At 67.2% G+C, this 22,631-nt stretch carries 17 protein-coding genes; 7 read left to right on the plus strand and 10 right to left on the minus strand.

The annotated features are described in order from the left end of the window. Positions 1-46: 46 nt before the first annotated feature. On the minus strand, positions 47-3,619 hold the full coding sequence (gene cobN, locus AC5Y49_RS01570) for a cobaltochelatase subunit CobN (protein WP_499884064.1): 3,573 nt from the start codon (positions 3,617-3,619) through the stop codon (positions 47-49). A gap of 64 nt (positions 3,620-3,683) precedes the next feature. Between cobN and AC5Y49_RS01575 the strand changes: the two genes are divergently transcribed. Then, entirely contained in the window at positions 3,684-4,505 is an 822-nt protein-coding gene (locus AC5Y49_RS01575; RefSeq protein WP_499884065.1) for an SDR family oxidoreductase, read from the plus strand. Between the two features lie 128 nt (positions 4,506-4,633). Here the strand turns inward: AC5Y49_RS01575 and AC5Y49_RS01580 are convergent, their stop codons facing one another. Next, positions 4,634-4,936 (minus strand): hypothetical protein, encoded by a 303-nt coding sequence (locus AC5Y49_RS01580; RefSeq protein WP_499884066.1) that lies wholly within the window; start codon positions 4,934-4,936, stop codon positions 4,634-4,636. A 159-nt stretch (positions 4,937-5,095) separates the two neighbouring features. On the opposite strand from AC5Y49_RS01580, the gene AC5Y49_RS01585 reads away from it, so the two are divergent. Beyond that, the gene (locus tag AC5Y49_RS01585; protein ID WP_499884067.1) at positions 5,096-6,193 is read left to right on the plus strand and encodes a helix-turn-helix transcriptional regulator; all 1,098 of its coding nucleotides are present in this window, start codon (positions 5,096-5,098) and stop codon (positions 6,191-6,193) included. Between the two features lie 9 nt (positions 6,194-6,202). On the opposite strand, the gene AC5Y49_RS01590 is transcribed toward AC5Y49_RS01585, so the two are convergent. The 3 genes from AC5Y49_RS01590 to AC5Y49_RS01600 form a co-directional block, all read right to left on the minus strand. Further along, positions 6,203-7,663, minus strand: a complete 1,461-nt coding sequence (locus AC5Y49_RS01590; RefSeq protein WP_499884068.1) for a flavin-containing monooxygenase — start codon at positions 7,661-7,663, stop codon at positions 6,203-6,205. Between the two features lie 70 nt (positions 7,664-7,733). Further along, a complete protein-coding gene (locus AC5Y49_RS01595; RefSeq protein ID WP_499884069.1) occupies positions 7,734-8,120 on the minus strand; it encodes a nuclear transport factor 2 family protein in 387 nt (128 codons plus the stop codon). Positions 8,121-8,274: 154 nt separating this feature from the next. After that, positions 8,275-10,926, minus strand: coding sequence for a LuxR C-terminal-related transcriptional regulator (locus AC5Y49_RS01600; protein WP_499884613.1), 2,652 nt, complete (start codon positions 10,924-10,926; stop codon positions 8,275-8,277). A gap of 413 nt (positions 10,927-11,339) precedes the next feature. On the opposite strand from AC5Y49_RS01600, the gene cobG reads away from it, so the two are divergent. The 3 genes from cobG to AC5Y49_RS01615 are packed head-to-tail and all read left to right on the plus strand — an operon-like array spanning position 11,340 to position 14,536. After that, the gene (gene cobG / locus AC5Y49_RS01605; RefSeq protein ID WP_499884070.1) at positions 11,340-12,446 is read left to right on the plus strand and encodes a precorrin-3B synthase; all 1,107 of its coding nucleotides are present in this window, start codon (positions 11,340-11,342) and stop codon (positions 12,444-12,446) included. Positions 12,447-12,455: 9 nt separating this feature from the next. After that, positions 12,456-13,079, plus strand: coding sequence for a precorrin-8X methylmutase (locus tag AC5Y49_RS01610; protein WP_499884071.1), 624 nt, complete (start codon positions 12,456-12,458; stop codon positions 13,077-13,079). Beyond that, positions 13,076-14,536: a precorrin-2 C(20)-methyltransferase gene (locus AC5Y49_RS01615; RefSeq protein ID WP_499884072.1), complete on the plus strand. Its 1,461-nt coding sequence runs from the start codon at positions 13,076-13,078 to the stop codon at positions 14,534-14,536. The genes AC5Y49_RS01610 and AC5Y49_RS01615 overlap by 4 nt, the downstream gene beginning before the upstream one ends. A 4-nt stretch (positions 14,537-14,540) precedes the next feature. On the opposite strand, the gene AC5Y49_RS01620 is transcribed toward AC5Y49_RS01615, so the two are convergent. Continuing rightward, positions 14,541-17,159 (minus strand): helix-turn-helix transcriptional regulator, encoded by a 2,619-nt coding sequence (locus tag AC5Y49_RS01620; protein WP_499884073.1) that lies wholly within the window; start codon positions 17,157-17,159, stop codon positions 14,541-14,543. A gap of 163 nt (positions 17,160-17,322) precedes the next feature. On the opposite strand from AC5Y49_RS01620, the gene AC5Y49_RS01625 reads away from it, so the two are divergent. Further along, positions 17,323-18,714 carry an FAD-dependent oxidoreductase gene (locus AC5Y49_RS01625; RefSeq protein ID WP_499884074.1) on the plus strand — a complete coding sequence of 464 codons (1,392 nt, stop codon included), beginning with the start codon at positions 17,323-17,325 and terminating at the stop codon, positions 18,712-18,714. A 59-nt stretch (positions 18,715-18,773) separates the two neighbouring features. Here the strand turns inward: AC5Y49_RS01625 and AC5Y49_RS01630 are convergent, their stop codons facing one another. The 4 genes from AC5Y49_RS01630 to dprE2 are packed head-to-tail and all read right to left on the minus strand — an operon-like array spanning position 18,774 to position 22,181. Further along, on the minus strand, positions 18,774-19,508 hold the full coding sequence (locus AC5Y49_RS01630) for a cobalt-precorrin-6A reductase (RefSeq protein WP_499884075.1): 735 nt from the start codon (positions 19,506-19,508) through the stop codon (positions 18,774-18,776). Beyond that, entirely contained in the window at positions 19,508-20,263 is a 756-nt protein-coding gene (cobM, locus tag AC5Y49_RS01635; protein WP_499884076.1) for a precorrin-4 C(11)-methyltransferase, read from the minus strand. The genes AC5Y49_RS01630 and cobM overlap by 1 nt, the downstream gene beginning before the upstream one ends. Further along, complete coding sequence (gene cbiE / locus AC5Y49_RS01640; RefSeq protein ID WP_499884077.1) at positions 20,260-21,435, minus strand: precorrin-6y C5,15-methyltransferase (decarboxylating) subunit CbiE; 1,176 nt, start codon at positions 21,433-21,435, stop codon at positions 20,260-20,262. Before cbiE ends, cobM begins: the two co-directional genes overlap by 4 nt. Then, a complete protein-coding gene (dprE2, locus tag AC5Y49_RS01645) occupies positions 21,432-22,181 on the minus strand; it encodes a decaprenylphospho-beta-D-erythro-pentofuranosid-2-ulose 2-reductase (RefSeq protein WP_499884078.1) in 750 nt (249 codons plus the stop codon). Before dprE2 ends, cbiE begins: the two co-directional genes overlap by 4 nt. Positions 22,182-22,216: 35 nt before the next feature. Between dprE2 and AC5Y49_RS01650 the strand changes: the two genes are divergently transcribed. After that, positions 22,217-22,630, plus strand: a complete 414-nt coding sequence (locus AC5Y49_RS01650; RefSeq protein ID WP_499884079.1) for a F420-dependent biliverdin reductase — start codon at positions 22,217-22,219, stop codon at positions 22,628-22,630. The last annotated feature ends 1 nt before the right edge of the window (position 22,631 follow it).

The following is a 22,631-nucleotide window of genomic DNA, read 5'->3' on the forward strand; positions in this document are numbered from 1 at the left end:
GCGTGTCGGCCGGGAACACGCACGCTCGCGCCAAGGGGGCGGGCGGTCAGCCCTCCAGGTCGCCTTCGGATTCCAACAGCACCTGGCGCAGGCTGTCGAGGGTGTCGGATTGCGGGTCCGCCCACATTCCGCGGCTGACCGCCTCCAGTAGTCGTTCGGCCATTCCGTGCAGCGCCCACGGGTTGGACTCGGCCATGAATTTGCGGTTCTGGCTGTCCAACACGTAGGCCTCGGTGAGCTGCTCGTACATCCAGTCGGCCATAACGCCCGCGGTGGCGTCATAGCCGAACAGGTAGTCGACGGTCGCCGCCATCTCGAAAGCGCCCTTGTAGCCGTGCCGTCGCATCGCGGTCATCCAGCGCGGGTTGACGACGCGGGCGCGGAACACCCGGGTGGTTTCCTCCGAGAGAGTGCGGGTGCGAACCGCGTCGGGTCGGGTGTTGTCGCCGATGTAGGCGGCCGGCGCCTGACCGGTCAGCGCCCGCACGGTGGCCACCATGCCGCCGTGATACTGGAAATAGTCGTCGGAATCGGCGATGTCGTGCTCGCGGGTGTCGGTGTTCTTGGCGGCCACGGTGATCCGCCGGTAGGCCCGGTTCATGTCGTCGGTGGCGGCGCGGCCATCCAACTCGCGGCCGTAGGCGAATCCGCCCCATGCGGTGTACACCTGCGCCAGGTCGGCGTCGTCACGCCAGTTGCGGCTGTCGATCAGCTGCAGCAGGCCGGCGCCATAGGTTCCCGGTTTCGACCCGAAAATGCGTATGGTGGCCCGGCGTTGGTCACCGTGCTGCGCCAAGTCGACCTCTGCGTGGGCGCGCACATAGTTCTCGTCGTCGGGCTCATCGAGGTCGGCAACCAAGCGCACCGCGTCGTCGAGCATCGTCACCACATGCGGGAAGGCGTCCCGAAAGAACCCGGAGATCCGCACCGTCACGTCGATCCGTGGCCGTCCCAGCTCGGCCAGCGGGATCGGGGTGAGTCCGACGACTCGCCGCGACGCGTCGTCCCAGACCGGCCGAACCCCCAGCAGCGCAAGCACTTCGGCGATATCGTCGCCGGCCGTGCGCATCGCCGAGGTGCCCCACACCGACAGGCCGACCGACCGCGGCCACTGCCCGTGGTCGTCGCGATAGCGGGCCAGCAGCGAATCCGCCATGGCCACACCGGTTTCCCAGGCCAACCGCGATGGCACCGCTTTGGGGTCAACCGAGTAGAAGTTGCGACCGGTGGGCAGCACGTTGACCAGCCCGCGCAGCGGCGAGCCCGACGGCCCGGCCGGGATGAACCGGCCGTCCAGCGCCTTCAACACCTGGCCGATCTCGCCCCCGGTCTCGGCTAGTCGCGGAACCACCTCGGTGGCGGCGAATCGCAACACCGCCGCGACGTCGGCGTCGTCGGTGAGGTGCTGCACGGCGTCGTGGTCCCACCCGGTGTCCTGCAGCGCTTGGACCAGCTGCCGAGCTTGCGCTTCGGCTTCGTCCACGGACAACCGCTCGTCGGTGCCGTCCTCGGCGAGGCCCAGCGCCTGGCGCAGCCCGGGCACCGAGTGCTCACCGCCGAACAGCTGGCGGGCCCGCAGGATCACCAGCACCAGGTCGAGTTCGGCCTCGCCCTGCGGTGGTTGGCCGAGAATGTGCAATCCGTCGCGGATTTGGACGTCTTTGATCTCGCAGAGCCAACCGTCGACATCCAGCAACATGTCGTCGAACGAGTCATCTTCGGGGCGCTCGGCCAACCCCAGGTCGTGGTCCATCTTGGCCGCGCGGATCAGCGTCCAGATCTGCTGACGGATCGCGGGCAGCTTGCCGGGATCCAGCGCGGCGATGGTGGCGTGCTCGTCGAGCAACTGCTCCAACCGGGCGATGTCGCCGTAGGTTTCGGCACGGGCCATTGGCGGGATCAGGTGGTCGATTAGCACGGCGTGCGCCCGGCGCTTGGCCTGGGTGCCCTCACCCGGGTCGTTCACCAGAAACGGGTACACGAGCGGCAGATCGGCCAAAGCGGCATCGGATGCACAGCCGGCCGACATCCCCAATGTCTTGCCCGGCAGCCACTCCAGGTTGCCATGCTTGCCCAAATGCACGACGGCGTCGGCGCCGAACCCGGTGTTGAGCCAGCGATAGGCGGCCAGATAGTGGTGGCTGGGCGGCAGGTCGGGGTCATGGTAGATCGCCACCGGGTTCTCGCCGAATCCGCGCGGTGGCTGCACCATCAGCACGACGTTGCCGGCTTGCATTGCGGCGATGACGATTTCGCCGTCCGGGTCGTTAGCCCGGTCGACGAACATCTCACCCGGCGGTGGCCCCCAATGCTTTTGCACCGCATCGGTGAAGTCGGCGGGCAGAGTCGCGAACCAGGCGCGGTAATCGTTGGCAGACACCCGGATCGGGTTACCCGCCAGCTGGCCCTCGGTGAGCCAATCGGGGTCCTGACCGCCGCGTTCGATCAGCGCATGCACCAGCGCGTCACCGTCTTGCGCATCGACGCCGGGCAGCTCGCCGATGTGATACCCGTGCTCGCGCATGGCCTGTAACAACTTCACGGCGCTGGCCGGTGTGTCCAAGCCGACCGCATTGCCGATGCGGGCATGTTTGGTCGGGTAGGCGGAGAACACGACGGCCACCCGCTTTTCGCCGGGCGGCAAGTGCCGCAGCCGTGCGTGGCGGACTGCCAGGCCGGCCACCCGTGCGCAACGTTCAGGGTCGGCGACGTAAGAGATCAGCCCCTCGTCGTCGATCTCCTTGAACGAGAACGGGACTGTGATGATGCGCCCGTCGAACTCGGGGACGGCGACCTGGCTGGCCACATCCAGTGGGCTGAGCCCGTCGTCGTTGTCGTGCCACTGCTGGCGGGAACTGGTCAGGCACAGACCCTGCAGGATCGGGACGTCCAGCGCGGCGAGGTGTTCGACGTTCCAGCTGTCATCCATCCCGCCGGCGGCCGCCTTCGCGGGTGTGGCTCCCCCGGCGGCCAGCACGGTGACCACCATCGCGTCGGCCCTACGGAGGATTTGCAGCATGTCGGATTCGGCGGTGCGCAGCGACGCGCAGTAGACCGGCAGCGCCTGTCCACCGGCGGCCTCGATCGCCCCGCACAGCGCTTCGACATACGCGGTGTTGCCGGCGAGCTGCTGCGCGCGGTAGTACAGCACCGCAATGGTCGGGCCGTCGGTTTCTGCCTGCGTGCGTTCCAGTAAGCCCCAGGTCGGCGTGCTCGCCGGCGGGTTGAATCCGAAGCCGGTCATCAACAGCGTGTCGGACAAAAAGGCGTGCAGTTGGCGCAGATTGGCCATCCCACCCTGGGCCAGGTAGAGATGCGCTTGCAGGGCGATACCAGCCGGTGCGGTGGACCGCTCGGTCAAATCGGCGTCCGGTGCCTGCTCGCCGCTGACCACGACGGCGGGGACGCCGCTGGCCAGCACCGCGTCGATGCCGTCCTGCCAGGCGCGGTAGCCGCCAAGGATGCGGACCACGGCGATGTCGGCGCCGTCGAGCAACTCAGGCAATTCATCGGGCAGCAGTCGCGCGGGGTTGGCCCACCGATAGTTCGCCCCGCTGGCACGGGCGGTGATCAGGTCGGTGTCGGACGTCGAGAGCAACAGCACGGTCGGATCGGACACCCGTCATTCCTACCGCAGCACGACTCGGGTGTCGGCGCACGGTGCGCATGACAGGATGCGACCTATGTCTGTCGCGGGAAAGATCGTTGTCATCACCGGCGGGGCTCGCGGGATCGGCTTGGCAACCGCCGGCGTACTGCACGGCCTCGGCGCCAAGGTCGCCATCGGCGACGTCGACAAACCCGCTGCCAAGGAGGCCGCCAGCCGGTTGGGCCTCGAGATTCACGGCAGATTGGACGTGACGCAACGCCGTTCCTTCAGCAATTTTCTCGACACCGTGGAAGAACAACTCGGTCCTATCGACGTGTTGGTCAATAACGCCGGGGTCATCGCGGTGGGCAACGCGGTCGACGAGGCCGACGCCGTCACCAAGAGGCTGCTCGATGTGAACATCTACGGCGTGATCCTGGGCACCAAACTGGCCACCGAACGCATGGTGCCCCGCGGCCACGGTCACATCATCAACATCGCGTCGGTGGGCGGCCTGCAACCGACGGCGGGCATCGCGACCTATTGCGCGACCAAACACGCGGTGCTCGGATTCACCGACACGGTCCGCATGGAGAACCGTGGTAGCGGCGTTCATTTCTCGGCGGTTCTACCGACGTTGACCAACACCGAGATGATCGCCGGCATCGGGCACGCCAAGGGACTCAGGAACGCCGAGCCCGAGGAGGTTGCCAACGCGGTCGCGGGGCTGATCGGCAAACCAAAACGCCGCGTGGTGGTTCCGCGGTCGATGGCCGTCGTGCTGCAGTCTCAGCGATTCGTGCCGCAGCGGGTATCCGAGGCACTCGGCCGTGCGCTGGGCACCGAGCGTGTCTTCAGCTCGGACGTCGACGTCACGAAGCGCAAATCGTATGCCGACCGGACCGGGACGTCCTGACTGGTCACTCGATTGGGGTAGCCAATTACCCTATCCACCTTGGCGCGGCAGCGGAATAGTCGAGTGATTAACACAGACGCGGTACGAGAAGTTGCGAGGCGGTGGTGCCAGCCCGCGCTGGCCCGGCTCTACAGGCGGTCCATCTCGCGAGACATCCGCGCGGCCTCGAAATAATTCGGCTCACGCGGCGGGTAGTGCAGTCGTGGCTCGGGCAGCGGGGTGAGCATGCGGCCAATCGCAGCAATCAGCCTTTCGTTGAGCCGGCGACGGCCAGTTACCGTCGGCGGCAACGACAGTGCTGCCGCGCTGCTGAAGACAACTTCCTGTTCGGTAACGACGACCGTTGTAGGAGAACGCTTCCGGGAGCTTTCCGCGGGACGCAGCGCCCCGACATCGGGTCTCCCCGGGGATCGCGGTAATACGTGCAGCATGTGCGGATCCCTTCATGCTCAATCAGTACATCGCAAGACAACCACCATGGGAGGTCCGATACCTCATTCAAATGACGGAGATTCAGCGTCTTTTCGCGGCAGGCTTCCATCCAGGGGACCGCACATGCAGATGCTGACCGGCGGCTCGGAGACCAGGCGATGGTCACGGTCGAGGACTTCTCGCGCCTAGTTTCGGGCATCTACGCGGCAGCGGTCACTCCGCAACATTGGGAGCCGGCGATACGCGACATTCATCGCGCGCTCGGCGCCACAGGCGGCTCGCTTCTGCTGGGCGATGACTCCTGGTCTTTCCGCAATTCGACCATCCCCGTCGCGGCACTTGAAAGTTATGCGAACTACTACCACCGACTGGACTATGTGGTCGCCGCCGTAAAGAAAGGACCGGTCGGGGCTGTGCGGACGGGCCCAGAAATTCTGGTTCCCAATCGGAACGATGAGTTTTACGCCGACTGGATGCGCACCAACCAATTCGAAGACGGGCTATTCGTCAGGTTGACCGGCGGCAGCGACCGCCCCACGACCTTCCTTGTGACGTCAGCGCGACAGTCCTTCGACACCCCCGAACGGGTGCAGTTGATGAATGGGCTCGTCGAACACCTGCAGCAGGCGGTGCGCACCCAGGACAAGCTGGCTGCGTTGGCCGACAGCGCAATTGAGCTGGCCGGAGCGCTTGAGGTTGTCCGGCACGGAATGATCATCGTCGCCCGTGACCAACTGGTGATCAACCTCAATTCCGCGGCAGAGCGGATCTTCCGCGCCGAGGATGGCCTTTGCACGCGGTCAGGACGTATCGTCGCGACCAATAGGCACGCCGAGCACGGGCTGCAACGCGCCGTACACGAAGCCCTGGCCGGCGGAACCTCCGCCGTTCGCGGGAGCCGGTCACTCGTCTGCGTGCGGCCCTCCGGTCGGCGGCCCTACATCATTCACGTGCTGCCCTCGCACCGCCGGGACGCCGATGAGCCACTCAGGCAGCCAATGGCCCTGGTCTTAATCGTCGACCCCGAGGACGAACCTGAACCCACCGCCGCACTGTTACGGCGGCTTTACCAGCTCACGGAAGCCGAAGCCGAAGTGGCGGTGCGCATGACGCGCGGCGCGGACCTGAAGCAGATCTCCGAAGAGCTATCGGTCTCCATGACCACAGTTCGCACGCATCTGCAACACGTCTTCGACAAAACCGACACCCACCGTCAAGCTGAACTCGTGCGGCTGCTGCTTGCGCTGAGTCCTTGACATGGTCGGTCAGGCAGTGCGGATGTCGAAGTCGGCGAGCTCGGGCGGCTGCCGCAGCAGTTCGCGGTGCCGCTCTGGTGTCCACGGGAACAATTCGGGCAGGCCGTCTTTACCAAGGTACCAACTGTTGCATCCGGTAACCCAGATGGTCTGTGGCATCGCCTGTTTCATGTCCTCGTTGTATTCCTTGGTGGCCACTTCGGTCGGTGCGGCAGCTACGACACGGCCATCGCGGATCTGGTTGATCCACCACATTGCGTAGTCGGCTTGATCCTCGGCGATCGGTATCAACGATTGGTTGCCGATGGGCGAATGCGGCCCCATCAGCATGAACAGGTTGGGAAAACCCGGTACCGCGACCGATCGATAGGCCCTGGGGCCGTCGGCCCAGGCCTCGTCGAGGGTCAGCCCGCCCTCGCCGATGACAAGGAGCGGGCGCACGTAGGCGCGGGCGTCGAAACCCGTTGCGTAGACCAGCAGATCAAGCTCGTGCAATGTGCCATCGGAGGTGACGACGCCACGCGGCTCGATGTGGTCGATCGAGTCGGTCACGACGTCGACGCCCGGCTTCTGCACGGAGCGGTAGAAATGACCCGCGAAGATCAGCCGCTTGCACATTGGCTGGTCTCGGGGCGTGAGCTTCGCTCGCAAATGCCGGTCGCGTACCGAGAGTCGCAAATTCCACCGGCACTGAGCCGTAAACAGCCGGCGCTGGAAGCCGGGACGGATCGGCGCCCGGCCGAACATAAACCGCGTGTACCAGCCCCAGAAGCGGTAGCCGACCTCATTCAGCTTCGGCCACCGGCCCAGCGCCGCCCGCGTCAGCGGTGAGTAGCGCAAGTTGGGCATTGGGCAGACCCACTGCGCGGTGCGCTGGAAGACCGTCAATTGGCGGACGTGCCCGCCGAGTTCCGCGGTGATCTGCACGCCGGTGGAACCGGTGCCGATCAACCCAATGCGTTTGTCGGGCAACGTAATCGAATGATCCCACCGCGAGGAATGAAACGCCGGGCCCGCGAAGGTCTCCAGTCCGGATATCTCCGGGTACCGGGGTACGCGCAAGACACCGGTTGCGGTGATCAGCACGTCGAAAGATTCCTCGCCCCCGGCGGTGGTCAGCCACCAGCGCCCGTCGTCGTAACGGGCCGACGTGACGTCGGTGCCGAACCGGATGTGCGGCCGAATGGCTCGTTCGTCGGCCACCTGCCGGAAATATGCCTGGATTTCCGGACCGGGCGGCAGCAGATGCGACCAGTTCGGGTTGGGCCGAAACGAATACGAGTAGTACCGCGACGGGACGTCACAGGTCAGACCCGGATAGGTGTTGTCGCGCCAAGTACCGCCGACCTCATCGGCCTTCTCGAAGATGGTGTACGAGTCGATGCCCGCCTGTTGCAGCTTGACGGCCATGCACAGCCCCGACATCCCGGCGCCGATGATCGCGATCTTCAGTGGGCGCTTCTGGTACATGCAACCTCCCGTTGCCGGCGTAGGCCTCAACCTACGCCGGCCAAGTCGACCGATTGCGGGATTCCGCCGGCTAACCGGCGACCACCCGCTTGGAACCGAAGATCCGTTCTTGTGCGGCAGTGTCGCCGAATGATTGGGCCTTGATGATGGCGCCCTCGCGGAATGTGTAAACGTCGGCTTCCTGGTAGGGCGCTCCGCCCACCGTAACCTCGGTCAGCACCACCACGACGTCGCCGTCGGCAACAATATTCTTGATTTCAACTGTGGTGGACTTCTCCCCTAGTTGCCTGAACAATTCGGTGAGTTCGTCTTTGCCGCGGTAGGTCCCGCTGATCGCGCTTTCGCCGGTGAGCGTCCACTCCGCGGCGTCATCGAAAATGCCCAGGGCCGACTCGAGATCGCCGGCGCTGAACGCGGCGTAGCCCTTTTTGGTCGTCTCAATATTCTGATTGGACATTCCGAACCCCTTCTCTACCTTGTCGTTACACCCCGGCGGGGAGGCCGTGGATCGCACCGATATCTCAACTGGAGTGTGCGGGACGACCAGGGTGGGCGCCTAGAGTAGGCGGCTACCCCATTCGGCAGTGGGCATTGTTGGACGGCGGGCGGCCTCAGTCTGAGTTCGCGGCCGGATATCCTCTCGAGCGGCGATTACGGGTGGCCCTCGAACCACTGATCAAGTCCACCAGTTGGTCACGGCGCTCGATGTGAAGTTTCACGTAGATGCGGTAGAGGTGTCCATCGATAGTGCGCACCGATACGCACAGTCGGTCGGCGATCTGGCGGTTCGACAAGCCCGCTGCCACCAGCATCGCAATCTCGCGCTCGCGATCGGTGATCGGCAGCGGCTGCGCGGCAGCATTGACTGCCGGTGTGCGGATGCCGCCTTGGCTGGCGAGCCAGTATGCGTGGGTTGACGACTCCAATTCCCTGCCGTGATGACCGCTGCGGGCATGCTCGCGTGCCGCCTGGGCGGCCGCATCGGCGGCAAGCGCCACTGCGCCCAGCTCTGCGAACCGACCTGCCGCGCTATCCAGCGCATCACCGTCGTGGTTGACCAGGCCGGCAGCATGCGCGGCGACCGCTTCTGCCATCGGAGTTCGCAATTTCTTGGCAAGCTCCGCCAGCCTCGCGGTGTGCGCACGGTCACCGAACCGGGCAGCGGTGTGCAGTGCACGCATCTCTACCGCTGACATTCCGGACCGCTGCGCGTGCTGCGCGGCATGCACTGCATGCGTCTGGGCGGCCGATGTCTGACCGGCGGCTGCCCTCTCCCAGGCCCGAGCAAGCTCGAGCTCCGGCAAAAACACCGTCACCTGCGGGCCATAGGCGGATTCTGAGCTTTGCAACGCAGCGGCCGCAGCGTCAGCGTTTCCCCGGGCGCCTTCTGCCTGCGCGTGCCAGGCGCTCACCAACATCACCCAGGGCGACGGAAAGCCTTGCGACAACCCCGATATCGCCGTGCAGAACTCCGAACACGCGGCCTGCAGCGCACCGCCGGTAAGGTGCACGAACCCGGATATTGCACCCACCATGGCGTCTGCTGCAGGCACACCGGCAGCCATCTCGGCATAGCGTTCGGCAGCCCGCTCAGCCCCCCGGTGATCACCGACGGCCGTCAACGCCATGACCTCAGCGACGCCGATGGCGAACCGCTGCGGTCCCGACTCGCTGAGCGCCGCGGCTCGCAACCCGGCCTCCGCGAGGCGGTGAACCTGGCCATGCCGGCCGACAAGCGCCTGCGCACAAATCGTCGGTACCGCCGCCCACACCGTCGCCAACGGCAGCACCTCCGGTGCGCACAGCGCCGGGCCGGCCTTGGCTGCCGTTGCGACGTCGCCGGAGAAGAAGGCAAACGACAGCTCCAGGGCCGCAACCAGGTCGAGGCCCAACGCAGAATCCACCCGATATCTGACGTCGGCGAGTGCCTGCCGCGCCGCATCGGCGCGACCACAGACCCAGAACAGATTGGCCGCGCGCAGACATCCCCATCGAATGGTCAGCAATTCAGCCGCTCCATCGGGATCGACTTCGGCGAGCACCGCCTCGGCTGCCTCGCCTTGGCCCTGCCAGCTCAGCGCATCGGCGAGTACGAGCGCGGCCGGCAGACCGCCGCCGTAGTCGAACGCGTATCGGGCCAGCTCTTCGCCGTAGCCGTGGTTCGACATCGCGACCGCGCTCGCAGCCGCGGTGATGATCACCTCCAGATCCGGCTCCAAATCGCTTCGCATCATGAATTGAGCGAGTCGGATCTGGCCGCGCAGGTCGGGCAGCCTCGAGCGGCGCCCTCCGGCTCGCAGGTGCTTTTGCAGCGCTTGGGCCAGCAGGCCATTGAGCTGTCGTGAACGCACCACTCCGCCGAGTCGAATCGCGGCGTCACCGATGACGGGGTGGTTCAACTGCGCTACTGTTTCCCGCCCGTCGGCAAGCAATTGAATGAGGCCTCGGCGCTCCAGACTCGCCAACGCCCCGGCATCGCAAAGCTCGCGCACAATCTCCCAGTCCAGCAGCTCGCCGATGGCCAAAATCTCGACTGCTTCCAGCTCGCCTGGAGTAAGGGATCTCAGCCGGAACTCCAGCAGGTCGTAGAGTTCGCGGTCCGCACGCAGCGGACCCTTCAGTTGCCAGCCGTCGTCACTGCGGACCAGGACACCGTTTTCCCGGCCGGCGCCGAGCAAGCCCCGCAGCAGCAGCAAGTTCCCCCCGCTGCGGCCGTGGAGTTCGCCGACCAGTTGAGACTCGACGGCGCCGCCGAGCACGCGACGGGCGAGTTCGCCGGTCTGCTCGGCGGTGAATGCATCGACGTGCAGATTCAGCAGCAACCGCTCTTTCAACAGCGCTGTCACCGCGTCGAGCACCGCTTCCCCCGACCGGATCGTCACGATCAACCGGGCACTGCGGGAAGCCGCAAGCTGATAGACCAAGGTGGCCGAAAGTGGGTCGAGCAGCTGCGCGTCGTCGACGACGACTACCAGGTTTTCTTCCTGCTCCAGGGTCTCTTGGGCCGCGGCCAGCATGGTGGCCGGTTCTTGTGCGGCAGCAACCGTGATCGCCCGGGAGAACGCCCCCAATGGCACGGCGCAACCGGTTTCGGTGCCGAGCACAAATCGCACGGTCCGCCCACTCGACTCGAGGCTTTGGGCGAGGGCGCGAGCAAGCGTCGATTTGCCCACCCCGCTGGCGCCGACCAACGCCACGCCTTCGAATTCCGCGCCGTCATCGAGTGCCGCCAATGCTTGGCGGAACTCCTCGTCGCGGGCCACGATGGGCCACTTCGATCTGTCCTCGATGTGCACCGGCCGTGGAACCTCCCGGCTGCTAACGCGCGTGCTGGTGCGACTTTACTGCCTGTATTCGAGGCCAGAGTGCAAAACGGTTCTACCCGACCGCCGGGCCGTGAGACAGCGGCGCTCAGTCCTCGAAGTGCCGCTCGGTGTCCCATTGTTCGAGCCAGGGCTGCAGCCGGTAGAGACCGAACAGAATCAGCGCCAGCAAAACACCTGTGAAAACCTCCAGTAGACCGGTCATAGCGGGTCGTTCTTCCTACCTAGGAGCGTGTCGCGCGCTGAGTTGGTGGCTATGCCAGCAACGTACGACCGGCAACGCGTGGCACGCACGAGTAGTGGACTACCTGTTTTTGACGTCCCGGTTGCGATAGGCCGTAGCGTTAGCGGTAATGCGCACCCGCGACCAGGACGCCTGCCCCGGCGCCCTGCAGCTGCATCAGGCCGCCGACGGACCGTTGGTTCGAGTGCGGCTGCCCGGAGGAATGGTCGCCGCGGCCCAGTTGGCCACCCTGGCGCAGGCTTCGCGCCAGTTCGGCTCGGGAACGCTCGAGTTGACGGCGCGCGGCAACGTGCAGATCCGCGCGATCACCGACCCGGTGCGCGTCGCCGATCTGCTGAGCAGCGCGGGTCTGTTGCCGTCGGCAACACATGAGCGGGTCCGCAACATCGTCGCCTCCCCGTTGTCGGGTCGGGTGGGTGGCAGCGTCGATGTGCGCAGGTGGGTTGGTGAGCTCGACACGGCGATTCAAGCCGAGGCCGCGTTGACTTTGCTGCCCGGCCGATTCTGGTTCAGCATCGACGACGGTCGCGGCGACGTGTCGGGGTTGGGCGCTGATGCCGGCCTACATCGGCTCGACAACGGCATCGCGCTGCTCTTGGCCGGCCGGGACACCGGCGTGCGGCTGGCAGCCGACGAGGCGGTGGACGCGCTGGTTGGGGTCGCGAAACGGTTCGTCGAGACACGTGGAAACGCCTGGCGCATTTGCGAATTGGCCGATCCAAATCTGTTGGTGCCCGGCGCTCGCGTTGGCGTCCGGATGCGCCGGGTCGCCGCTCCGCCGGTTGGGTGGATCTCACAGGATGACGGCCGCATAGCGCTGGGCGCCGCGGCGCCCCTGGGCATTGTGCCGTCCCGTACCGCCGACTATCTGGCTGCGATCGAGGCGCCACTGGTCATCACGCCGTGGCGGTCGGTGCTGGTCTGCGATCTCGACGACGCGGTCGCCGACGCGGCGCTGCGGGTGCTGGCGCCACTGGGCCTGGTTTTCGACGAGAACTCGCCCTGGCTGTCGATCAGCGCCTGCGTCGGCAGCCCGGGATGCGCATATTCGGCCGCCGATGTACGGGCCGATGCCGCGGCTTTCGCGGCGCAGACGGCCGATCCGCACGTCCGCCGCCACTTTGTCGGCTGCGAGCGGGCCTGCGGCAGCCCGCCGGTGGGTGAAGTGCTGGTCGCCACCGAAGACGGGTACCGAACGCTGCGGGCACGCCCGTAGGGTGAGCGCGTGCTCGACTACCTTCGCGACGCCGCCGAAATCTACCGGCGGTCGTTTGCGACCATCCGCGCCGAGGCGGATCTGGCCCGCTTCCCGGCCGACGTCGAGGACGTGGTGGTGCGGCTGATTCACACCTGCGGCCAGGTCGACCTTCCCGAGCATGTCGCCTACACCGACGACGTCGTCGCCAGGGCCGGCGCCGCCCTGGCCGGCGGTGCTCCGGTGCTCTGCGATTCGTCGATGGTGGCCGCCGGCGTCACCCGCGCCCGGCTCCCGGCGGACAACGAGGTGGTGTCGCTGGTGGCGGACCCGCGCGCCGCGGAGCTGGCTGCGCGCCAAAACACCACCCGCTCGGCGGCCGGGGTCGAGCTGTGGGCGGATCAGCTGTCCGGGGCGGTGCTGGCGATCGGCAACGCGCCCACCGCGTTGTTCCGCCTGCTCGAACTCCTCGACGACGGGGCGCCGACGCCGGCCGCGGTGCTCGGTGGGCCGGTGGGATTCGTTGGATCGGCGCAGTCCAAGCAGGAACTCATCGACCGGCCGCGCGGCATGTCGTACCTGCTGGTGCAGGGCCGCCGCGGCGGCAGCGCGATGGCCGCCGCCGCCGTTAACGCGATCGCCGGCGCGCAATGACGGCCCGCGGCACGCTATTCGGCGTCGGTCTGGGGCCGGGCGACCCGGAGCTGGTGACAGTCAAAGCCGCCCGGGTGATCGGTGACGCGGACGTGGTGGCCTATCACAGTGCCCGGCACGGTCACAGCATCGCCCGCGGTATCGCCGAACCCTATCTGCGGCCGGGTCAGATCGAGGAGCACTTGGTTTATCCGGTCACCACCGAGACCACCGACCATCCCGGCGGCTACGCCGGGGCGCTGGAGGACTTTTACACTGCAGCCACCGAACGCATCGCCACGCATCTGGACGCCGGGCGCGACGTGGCGCTGCTGGCCGAGGGTGATCCGCTGTTCTACAGCTCCTACATGCATCTGCACACCCGGCTGACGCGGCAGTTCTCCGCGGTAATCGTGCCGGGGGTGACGTCGGTCAGCGCGGCCGCGGCGGCGATCGCAACGCCGTTGGTCGCCGGCGACGAGGTGCTGTCGGTGCTACCCGGCACGCTGCCGGTCGCCGAGCTGGCGCGTCGGCTTTCCGACGCCGACGCCGCCGTGGTGTTGAAGCTGGGCCGATCGTATCCTGCTGTGCGAGAGGCTCTTTCGTTAGCCGGCCAGCTCGACGATGCCCTCTACGTAGAGCGCGCGAGCACCGTCGAGCAGCGGGTGCTGCCGGCCGCCGACGTCGAAGAGTCCACCGTGCCCTACTTCTCGCTGGCGATGGTTCCCGGTGCGCGGCAGCGCCGTTCGCGCCCGGGTGGGGTCGCTGTGGTCGGGCTGGGCCCCGGGCACACGGACTGGATGACGCCGGAAACTCGTCGCGAGCTGGCCGCCGCATCGGATCTGATCGGTTACGGCCCGTATCTGCAGCGCATCCCGGTCCGTAACGGTCAGCGCCGTCATCCCAGCGACAACACCGACGAACCGGCGCGGGCGCAGTTGGCGTGCGCGCTGGCCGAGCAGGGGCGCGCGGTGGCGGTGGTGTCGTCGGGTGACCCCGGGGTGTTCGCGATGGCGACAGCAGTGCTCGAAGAGGCCAAACAGTGGCCGACGGTGCCGGTGCGAGTGATTCCCGCGATGACGGCAGCGCAAGCCGTCGCCAGCCGGGTCGGCGCCCCACTGGGCCACGACTACGCGGTGATCTCGCTATCCGATCGGCTCAAGCCGTGGGATGTGATCGCAGCGCGACTCTCGGCAGCAGCCGCGGCCGATCTCGTGCTGGCCGTGTACAACCCGGCGTCGAAGACCCGGACCTGGCAAGTCGAGGCGATGCGAGATCTGTTGCTCGCACATCGCGAACCGGGCACACCGGTGGTGATCGGTCGCGACGTGTCCGGCCCGGACGAAGCAGTGCGGGTGGTGCGGTTGGCTGACCTCGATCCCGCCGGTGTCGATATGCGTTGCCTGCTGATCGTCGGCTCGTCGCAGACGCAGTGGTACGGCGATCGGGTCTTCACCCCGCGGACGTACCGGGCATAGCTGCTCAGGACTTGGCCAACCCGCCACGGATGACGCTCCCCAACTCGTCGCGGGTCGTCACGCCGACGCGCTGACAGGCCCGATAGACATGTCCCTCGACGGTGCGCACCGACATCATCAGCCGCTCGGCGATTTCGCGGTTGGACAAACCTGCGAGCACCAATTCGATCACCTCGCGCTGGCGCCCGCTCAACGGAAGACCCGCCGAGCTGCGCAACGCCGGTGTGCAGAGCCCACCGCATTCATCGGACAGCTCGCGTGCTACCGCGGCCGCGTACAGTCCGCGCTGGCGCTGCCGGCTCCCGGTGAAGACGGCCGCCGCCTGTGCGGCCGCGTCGGCCGCCGCGGCCCGGTCGCCGATCGCCCGGTATTCCGACGAAGCGGTGAGCAAGCCTTCCCCGTTTACTGTGAGCAGCGATTCAGCGTGCAGCGCAACGGTATCGGCAAGGCGAAGCGACAATGTATCAGCCAATTCACGGGCTCGGCCCGCCGCCGATGCATCACCCCACTGAGCCATCGCCTGAAGGCAGGCCAGTTCGTGGGTTGGTTGCCCCCGGTCCCGCGCCTCATCGGCTGCCGCGCGTACCGCGGCGATGGCTTCGACCAGATAGCCTTTGGCCGCCAGCGTCCACCCGGTGGCGAGCGCCAGTGCGGTGTGCATGAAAAGGTAGTCGGCCGGCACGCAACGTCGGGCTTCGTCGAGCGCTTCCTCGGCAGCCCCCGGTTGGCCCAGTTTGGCGTACGCTTCGGCCAAGCCGAAGCAACTCGCTGGACGTAAACCCGTTGTCGCACCATGTCGTTCGACTCCTGCACGTGCTTCGCGCAGCAGCCGGACGGCGTTGTGGAAGTCACCGCGCATCAAGTCGGCATGGCCCAACAGGAACGCGAGGTTGGCGTAGGCAAGGCCGGGCACGTCTCGAGCCGAGTCGGCGATCCGCTTAGCGGCTTGCAGGCTCTCGTCAATCCGGCCGGTCAATCGGCAGGCGCGGGCGTACACCCCGCCGAACCAGAACCGCATCGGCGATGATTCGAACGCGGTGATCACCCGGTCGATGGCCTGTTCGGCGACGACGGTCAGCTCGTCCACCGTGCCGAGAGCGCCCATTGCCATGATCTGCGCAACCGATGCCATCATCGCGTGAAAGTCCGACAATGTCCCGGAAGACAATGCTGCCCTGGCCTTTTCGTCCGCGGCCGCGCAGCGTGCCAACACCACGTCGACGCACGCCTGGACCGCCATGCGTGCATCGCGGTCGGCCGCCGACTCCGCTGCTGCGGCGAGGCGTTCGAGGATGTCCGCCGCCTCCGCCGGCCGGCCAAGCATCCACACCAGGTTGGCAGCCCGAATGGTCGACCATCGATGGCTGTCCGCACGACCGCTGTCACAGACGCCCCGCAGGACTTCCTCGGCCTGCTCGCCGCGCCCGAGCAGAACGAGGGTCATCGCACGCATGGTCGCTGCGTCGGGCGCGCCGCAGGAGGCTGCCGCCGCGGCGAACCGCTCGGCCGAATCGGGATCCAGCAGCATCATCGCAAAGCGTGCTGCCTCCAGATACAAGTCCGGGTCGGGATCGAGATCGGAGTCGAGGGTGAGCAGAGCGCGCCGCACCGTCGCGTGCATGTCGCGATCGGCCTCCTGGCCCAGCCGTTGCGCCAACCGGCCGCGGACCTTGGACAGATGCATCTCTCCTGCCGTCGCGCGGCGAAGCTCGCCGATCAGCGGATGCGCCAATCGGGCCAGCCGCTCGTCACCCACTCGCTCCACGGCCACCAGACGCATCTGTTCGGCCGACTCGAGGTCTCCCCGGCGCACCAGATCACAGAGCACCGGCACACTCAGCGGTTCACACTGCGAGAGGGTATCGATGACGCGTGCTACCCCCGCGGTCATCCGGCCCAACTGCCGGGCCAGCATGTCGCTGAGATTCTGTGACACCGCGACATCGCCGTCCCACATCCACACTCCGGCCAGTTGCCGCATCCGGCCCGCGGCGATTTGGTCGGCGATCAACTGCCGCAAGAACAACGCGTTGCCGCCCGTCAGCCTCCAAAACCGGTCGGCGCTGCGGGCATCGACCGACCCACCGACGGTGGCCTCTATCAGCGTGCGAGTTGCCTCCGCGGACAGCGGCTCCAGATCCAGGCGGGTGAGCAGGCCGTCCTTCCACAACGCCGTCACCGCGTCGGGCTCGTCTGCGCCGGTTCGCACGGTCACCACCAACCGCGCGCCCCGGGTCTGGGCCAGTTGATGCACGACATGTGCGGATAACCCGTCGAGAAGGTGCGCGTCGTCGACACCCACCAACACCCGGCCCTGGCGCTGCTGCGCGACAAAGCTATTGATGAGCCGCCGCACGTTCGGCAACGGCTCGGCGACCGAGTCGGTGAGTAGCGCGGTGAATGCACCCAACGGAAGTGATCGCGCCGATTCGGTGCCGACGATCCAGTTGGTGCGGTCACCGCCCGCCGCCGCGCGGGTCAACACTTCGCGAGCGAGCCGGGTCTTGCCCACCCCGGCAGCTCCGGCGATCATCACGCCGGAGTAGTTGCCAAACCCGCTCAGCGCGCGACGAATAGCCCCTAGTTCACCGTCGCGGCCGGCCAACGGATCACCGCTGATCACGCGGCGACTATAACCGCGCCCGCCCAGCTCACGAGGCAATTTGGCAGCTATTCCCGCGCGGACCGTACCCAGAAAGTCGAGTAGTTGACTACGCTGTCCGGCTCCTTACGCCGGCGTTGAACATGGTTTGCGTCAGTGACAGCTCGTCGAGAGTGGGTGCGCAATGGCCAAGATCGGTGATCATGCAGTTATCTTGGGCGCGAGCATGGCCGGTCTGCTGGCCGCACGGGCAGTGGCCGAGTTCTACGAGACGGTCACGATAGTCGAGCGCGACACCCTGCCCTACGAGGCCGCCGACCGTCGTGGGGTACCACAGGGACGCCACCTACATGCGCTGTTGGCGAGGGGTGCGCAGGTATTGGATGAGCTGTTTCCTGAGATTCTCGACGAGCTGATCACTGACGGTGCGCCGTACTTCGATGGCTGCGACCTGTCGAAGTTTCACTACAACCTAGGCGGTCACCGAGTCGTCAATGCCGGTTCGGCCGAGGCGACTGCCCTATATCTGACCAGCAGGCCGTTCCTGGAGCACCACGTCCGGCAGCGGGTCCGCGCCATCGCCAATGTCAGGCTGCTCGACGATCACGATGTCGTCGAGTTGATGTCGAGACCGGACTGCACCCGCGTCACCGGCGTCCTCACCGTCGACCGGCACAGCCGGCAAGAGTCGATCCTGCCGGCCGATCTAGTCGTCGACGCGACGGGACGCGCATCGCGCACGCCGCTGTGGCTGGAAAGCCTGGGCTACGCCCGCCCGATCGAAGACCGCGTCGTGGTCCACCTCGCCTATTCCAGTCAGCGGCTCACGATGCGGCCCGGCGCTTTGCACGAACTGGGTGTCTTGGTCGGCGTGGTGCCCGGCCGGCCCGCCGGGCTGGGGCTTATCAGTTGTGAGAACGACGCCTGGGTGCTGACCGTGATGGGAATGGCGGGCCAGCAGCCGCCCTGCGAGCTCTCCGCGATGTGTGCATTCGCCGAAGGATTCGCACCCCAACATGTGCTGGATGCAGTACGCGATGCCCATCCTATCGGGGACGTAGTACGGCACCGTGTCCCGTCGAGCCAGTGGCGCCGGTATGACAAGATGCGGCGATTTCCCAAAGGGCTGTTGGTCATCGGGGACGCAATCTGCAGCTTCAACCCGATCTACGGCCAAGGTATGACGGTGGCCGCGCTGGAAGCCTTGGTATTGCGGCGCTGTTTATGCACGGGGACAAGCGATCTGGCTTGGCGGTTCTTCCGGGCTTCGGCGAAGCCGATCCGCCACGCGTGGCAACTGGCCGCCGGTGGCGACCTCGCGTTGCCCGAGATCGACGGCGAACCACCTTGGGCGACGCGAATGTTCAACGGATACGTGGATCGCGTGCTGACCGCTGCGGAATTCGACACTGCCGCGCTGAATCAGTTCGTCAAGGTAACGTCGCTCATCGATCCGCCGAACCGGCTGCTGCGGCCCAACATGCTGTGGCGCGCGGCCTCGGCCAACTATCGTCAGCGGCGGCGCGACGGGCTGGTCGGTGCACCGACGGCTCCGGTCGACAAGGTGGCCGTTTAGCGCTCCAGCGGCACGCCGCCGAGTGGCCATTTAGAGCACGCTTTTTGCTATCCGGCGTGTCATAAGTGGCCATTGGACGAGTGGAGCCAGGCCACCGCCTCATCGACCGTGCCCACTGTCATCACACCGGGCGGCAGCGGCGGGCGGGCCACCATCACCACGGGGATGTCCAGCGCGGCAGCGGCGTCCAGTTTGGCCCGCGTCAGTTGCCCGCCGCTGTTTTTGGTGACCAGCGCGTCGATGCGGTGTTCGCGCAGCAGCGCGTATTCGCCGTCGTAGTAATACGGACCGCGGGACAACAGCAGGTGGTGGCGGCGGGGCAAGACCTCGGTGTCCGGCGACGTGACCGCGCGGATCAAAAACCAGGCCTCGCTGTCAGCGAAAGCCGCCGCACCGGATCTGCCGGTGGTGAGGAACACCCGCGAAAATCCCCGATGCGAAACAGCTTCAGCCGCTTCAGTATCTGAGGCAACCAAGGTGGCGTCGCCCGGATCCCAGGCCGGGCGGGCCAGCACCAGATACGGCAGTGCCATCTCGCCGCATACCTGTGCGGCGTGTGCGGTGATGGTGGCCGCGAATGGATGGGTGGCATCGACGACGGTGTCGATGTGTTCGTCGCGCAGCCACTGCCGCAGTCCGGCTGCACCACCGAACCCGCCGATGCGCACCGCGCCGACCGGCAGCGCCGGGTCGGGCACCCGGCCGGCCAGCGAACTGATGATGTCGACATCTGGGTACAACCGGGCGGCCAGCGCGCGCGCCTCGCCGGTGCCGCCGAGTAGCAGCACCCGCATCAGTGCCCGCTCCCCCGGGCACGCCCTGCCGAATACAGGTAGCTGTCGGTGAAACCCTCCGCCGCCAGCACGTCGCCCACGATGATGACCGCGGTCTTGGTAATCCCGGCCTGGTGCATCTGCCCCGCGATGTCGGACAGTGTGCCGCGCAATACACTCTGTTGCGGCCAGGTGGCGAAAGCCACTACCGCCGTGGGTGTTTCGGGTCGATAGCCGCCGTCCACCAATTGCGGGACGATGGCGTCGATCTGCGCGGCAGCCAGGTGCAACACGAGGGTCCCACCGGATCGGGCCAGCGTGCCAAGGTCTTCACCGGGCGGCATGGCCGTCGACAAGGTCGCTACCCGGGTCAGCGTGACTGTCTGCGCGACGCCCGGGACGGTGAGCTCACGCCCCAGCGCGGCCGCGGCCGCGGCGAAGGCCGGAACGCCGGGCACGATTTCGTATTCGATGCCCCGTGTGTCGAGCTGTCGGCACTGCTCGGCCAACGCGCTGTAGAGCGACGGGTCACCGGAGTGCAGCCGGGCTACGTCGCGGCCGGCGGCGTGGGCTTCGACGATCTCGGCAACGATCTGCTCCAGGGTCAGCGGTCCGGTGTCGACGACCCGCGCGTCGGGCGGGCACAGGGCCAGCAGGTCGTCGGGCATGATCGAGCCGGCGTACAGGCACACCGGGCAGCGACGCAGCATCTCCTGCCCCCGCACGGTGATCAGATCGGCCGCGCCGGGCCCCGCGCCGATGAAGTACACGGTCATGATTTGGTCATCGCCCACTGGGTGACCGGCAGCTGCGGTCGCCACCCGGTGAAGCCGCCCAGCGGCTCGCCACGATAGTGCTGAAAGCGTTGCAGGCTTCCGCCTAAACGTGAATACAGCTGCGTCAGAACGGCTTCCGACTCAACGGTGACTGCGTTGGCCACCAGCCGTCCGCCGGCGGGCAGGTGGTCGAAGCACGCCTCGAACATCCCCGGCTGGGTCAGCCCCCCGCCGAGGAACACCGCCGACGGCGTGGCAGCACCATCGAAGGCCTGCGGCGCCGCGCCGCGCACCTCGACGTCGACGCCGAACGCGGTGGCATTGCGGGCAATGCTGTCGCGACGCATGTCGTCGCGTTCGAAAGCCACCGCGGTGCAACCCCGGCCGGTGCGCGCCCACTCCACCGCGATGCTCCCCGAACCCGACCCCACATCCCACAACCGCGCGCCGGGGCGCGGCGCCAACGCCGCCAGCGTCACCGCGCGGATGCTCTGCTTGGTGATCTGACCGTCGTGGGCGAACGCGTCCTCGGGCAGCACCGCCGACACCCGGTCGTCGGGCAGATACCGCACCGCGATCACATTCAGGCCGTCGACATCGTCGGGCGGGGCGACGGCCCAGTCGCGGGCGGTGCTGTGCCGACACCGCTCCCCTGGACCGCCGAGCTGCTCGAGCACACTGAACAGCGAATCGCCGCGGCCGTATTCGGTGAGCAACCCGGCCAGCGCCAACGGGGTACCGGCGTCGCGCGACAACACGACCGCGCGCCCGCCGCGGCGTACCGCAGTGTGCGGCCCCGCGGTCACCAGGCTGATCACTTCGGTGTCCTGGACGATCCAGCCCATCCGGGCGCACGCCAGCGTCACCGCCGAGACATGCGGCAACACGACGACCTGGTCCGGACCCAGCAGTCGGATCAGGGTGCCGCCGATACCGTGCAGCATCGGGTCGCCGCTGGCCAGCACGTGCACGTCGGTCGACTCGTCGCGCAGGCTTTGCAGCGCCGGCAGCAACGGCGACGGCCATTCGCGCTTGTGCGCGGGCACCGAGGCGTCGAGCATGTCCAGTTGCCTGCGTGAGCCGTAAATGACTGCGGCGCTGCGTAATTCAGTCGACGACCGCTCCGACAGGCCGGCCATCCCGTCGGCGCCGATCCCCACTATGACGATCACCGCGGCATCCTTCGCCAGGCGAACTGCGGTAGCAGTCGCATCACCACCGACGCCGGCCGCAAGGCCCGCGGAATCCACACGGTGCGCCGCCCCTTGGCCAGCGCTCGCGCCGTCGCGGCGGCCACTTGCGCGGGAGTGCTGGGCAGCGGCGCCGGCGACATTCCTTCGGTCATCCGGCCGACGACGAATCCCGGCCGCACGATCAGCACCCGCACCCCGGTGCCGTGCAGCGCATCGGCCAGTCCGCTGGCGAAGCCGTCCAGACCGGCCTTGGCCGAGCCGTAGACGTAGTTGGCGCGACGCACCCGCACCCCCGCGATCGAGGAGAACACCACCAGCGAGCCCCGCCCAGCGGTGCGCATGGCCGCCGCCACATGGGTGAGCAGGCTGACCTGCGCGACGAAGTCGGTGTGCACGACGGCTACCGCATGCGCGGCGTCGGTCTCGGCGCGGGCTTGATCGCCAAGGATCCCGAACGCCAGCACCGCGGTCTCGATCGGTCCGTGATCAGCGATGATCGACTCCACCAACGCGCCGTGCGACGCCAGATCGTCGGCGTCGAACTCGCAGGTGTGCACGGCCACCGCCCCGGCCGCCCGGATCATCGACACCTGCGCGCCGAGCCGGTCGGCGTGGCGCGCCGCCAGCAGCACCGTGGCCCCGGGAGCCAGCCGCAGCGCAAGTTCGGTGCCGATCTCGCTGCGACCGCCCAGAATCAGCACCGTCCCGGCATCCGTGTCATCCACGGCTGCGATTATCGCCTGCGATAACGTGAGCGGTGATGGCGAATACCACCACCCGGCTCACCACCGACGCGCTGGCGTTCCTCACCGAGCGCCATTTGGCCATGTTGACCACCCTGCGCGCGGACAATTCGCCGCATGTGGTGGCCGTCGGCTTCACCTTCGACCCCAAGACCCACATCGCACGAGTCATCACCAGCGGCGGCTCGCAAAAGGCGGTCAACGCGGAGCGCGGCGGAGTCGCTGTGCTCAGCCAGGTCGACGGCGCCCGCTGGCTGTCCCTGGAAGGGCGCGCCAGTGTGAACAGCGGGGTCGACGCCGTGCGCGACGCCGAACTGCGCTATGCGCAGCGCTACCGCACCCCGCGCGAAAACCCGCGACGGGTGGTCATCGAGGTACAAGTGGAGCGGGTGCTGGGATCGTCGGATCTGCTCGACCGCGGCAAGGGCTGAT

The sequence above is a fragment of the Mycobacterium sp. NGS62 genome, from assembly GCF_059812285.1.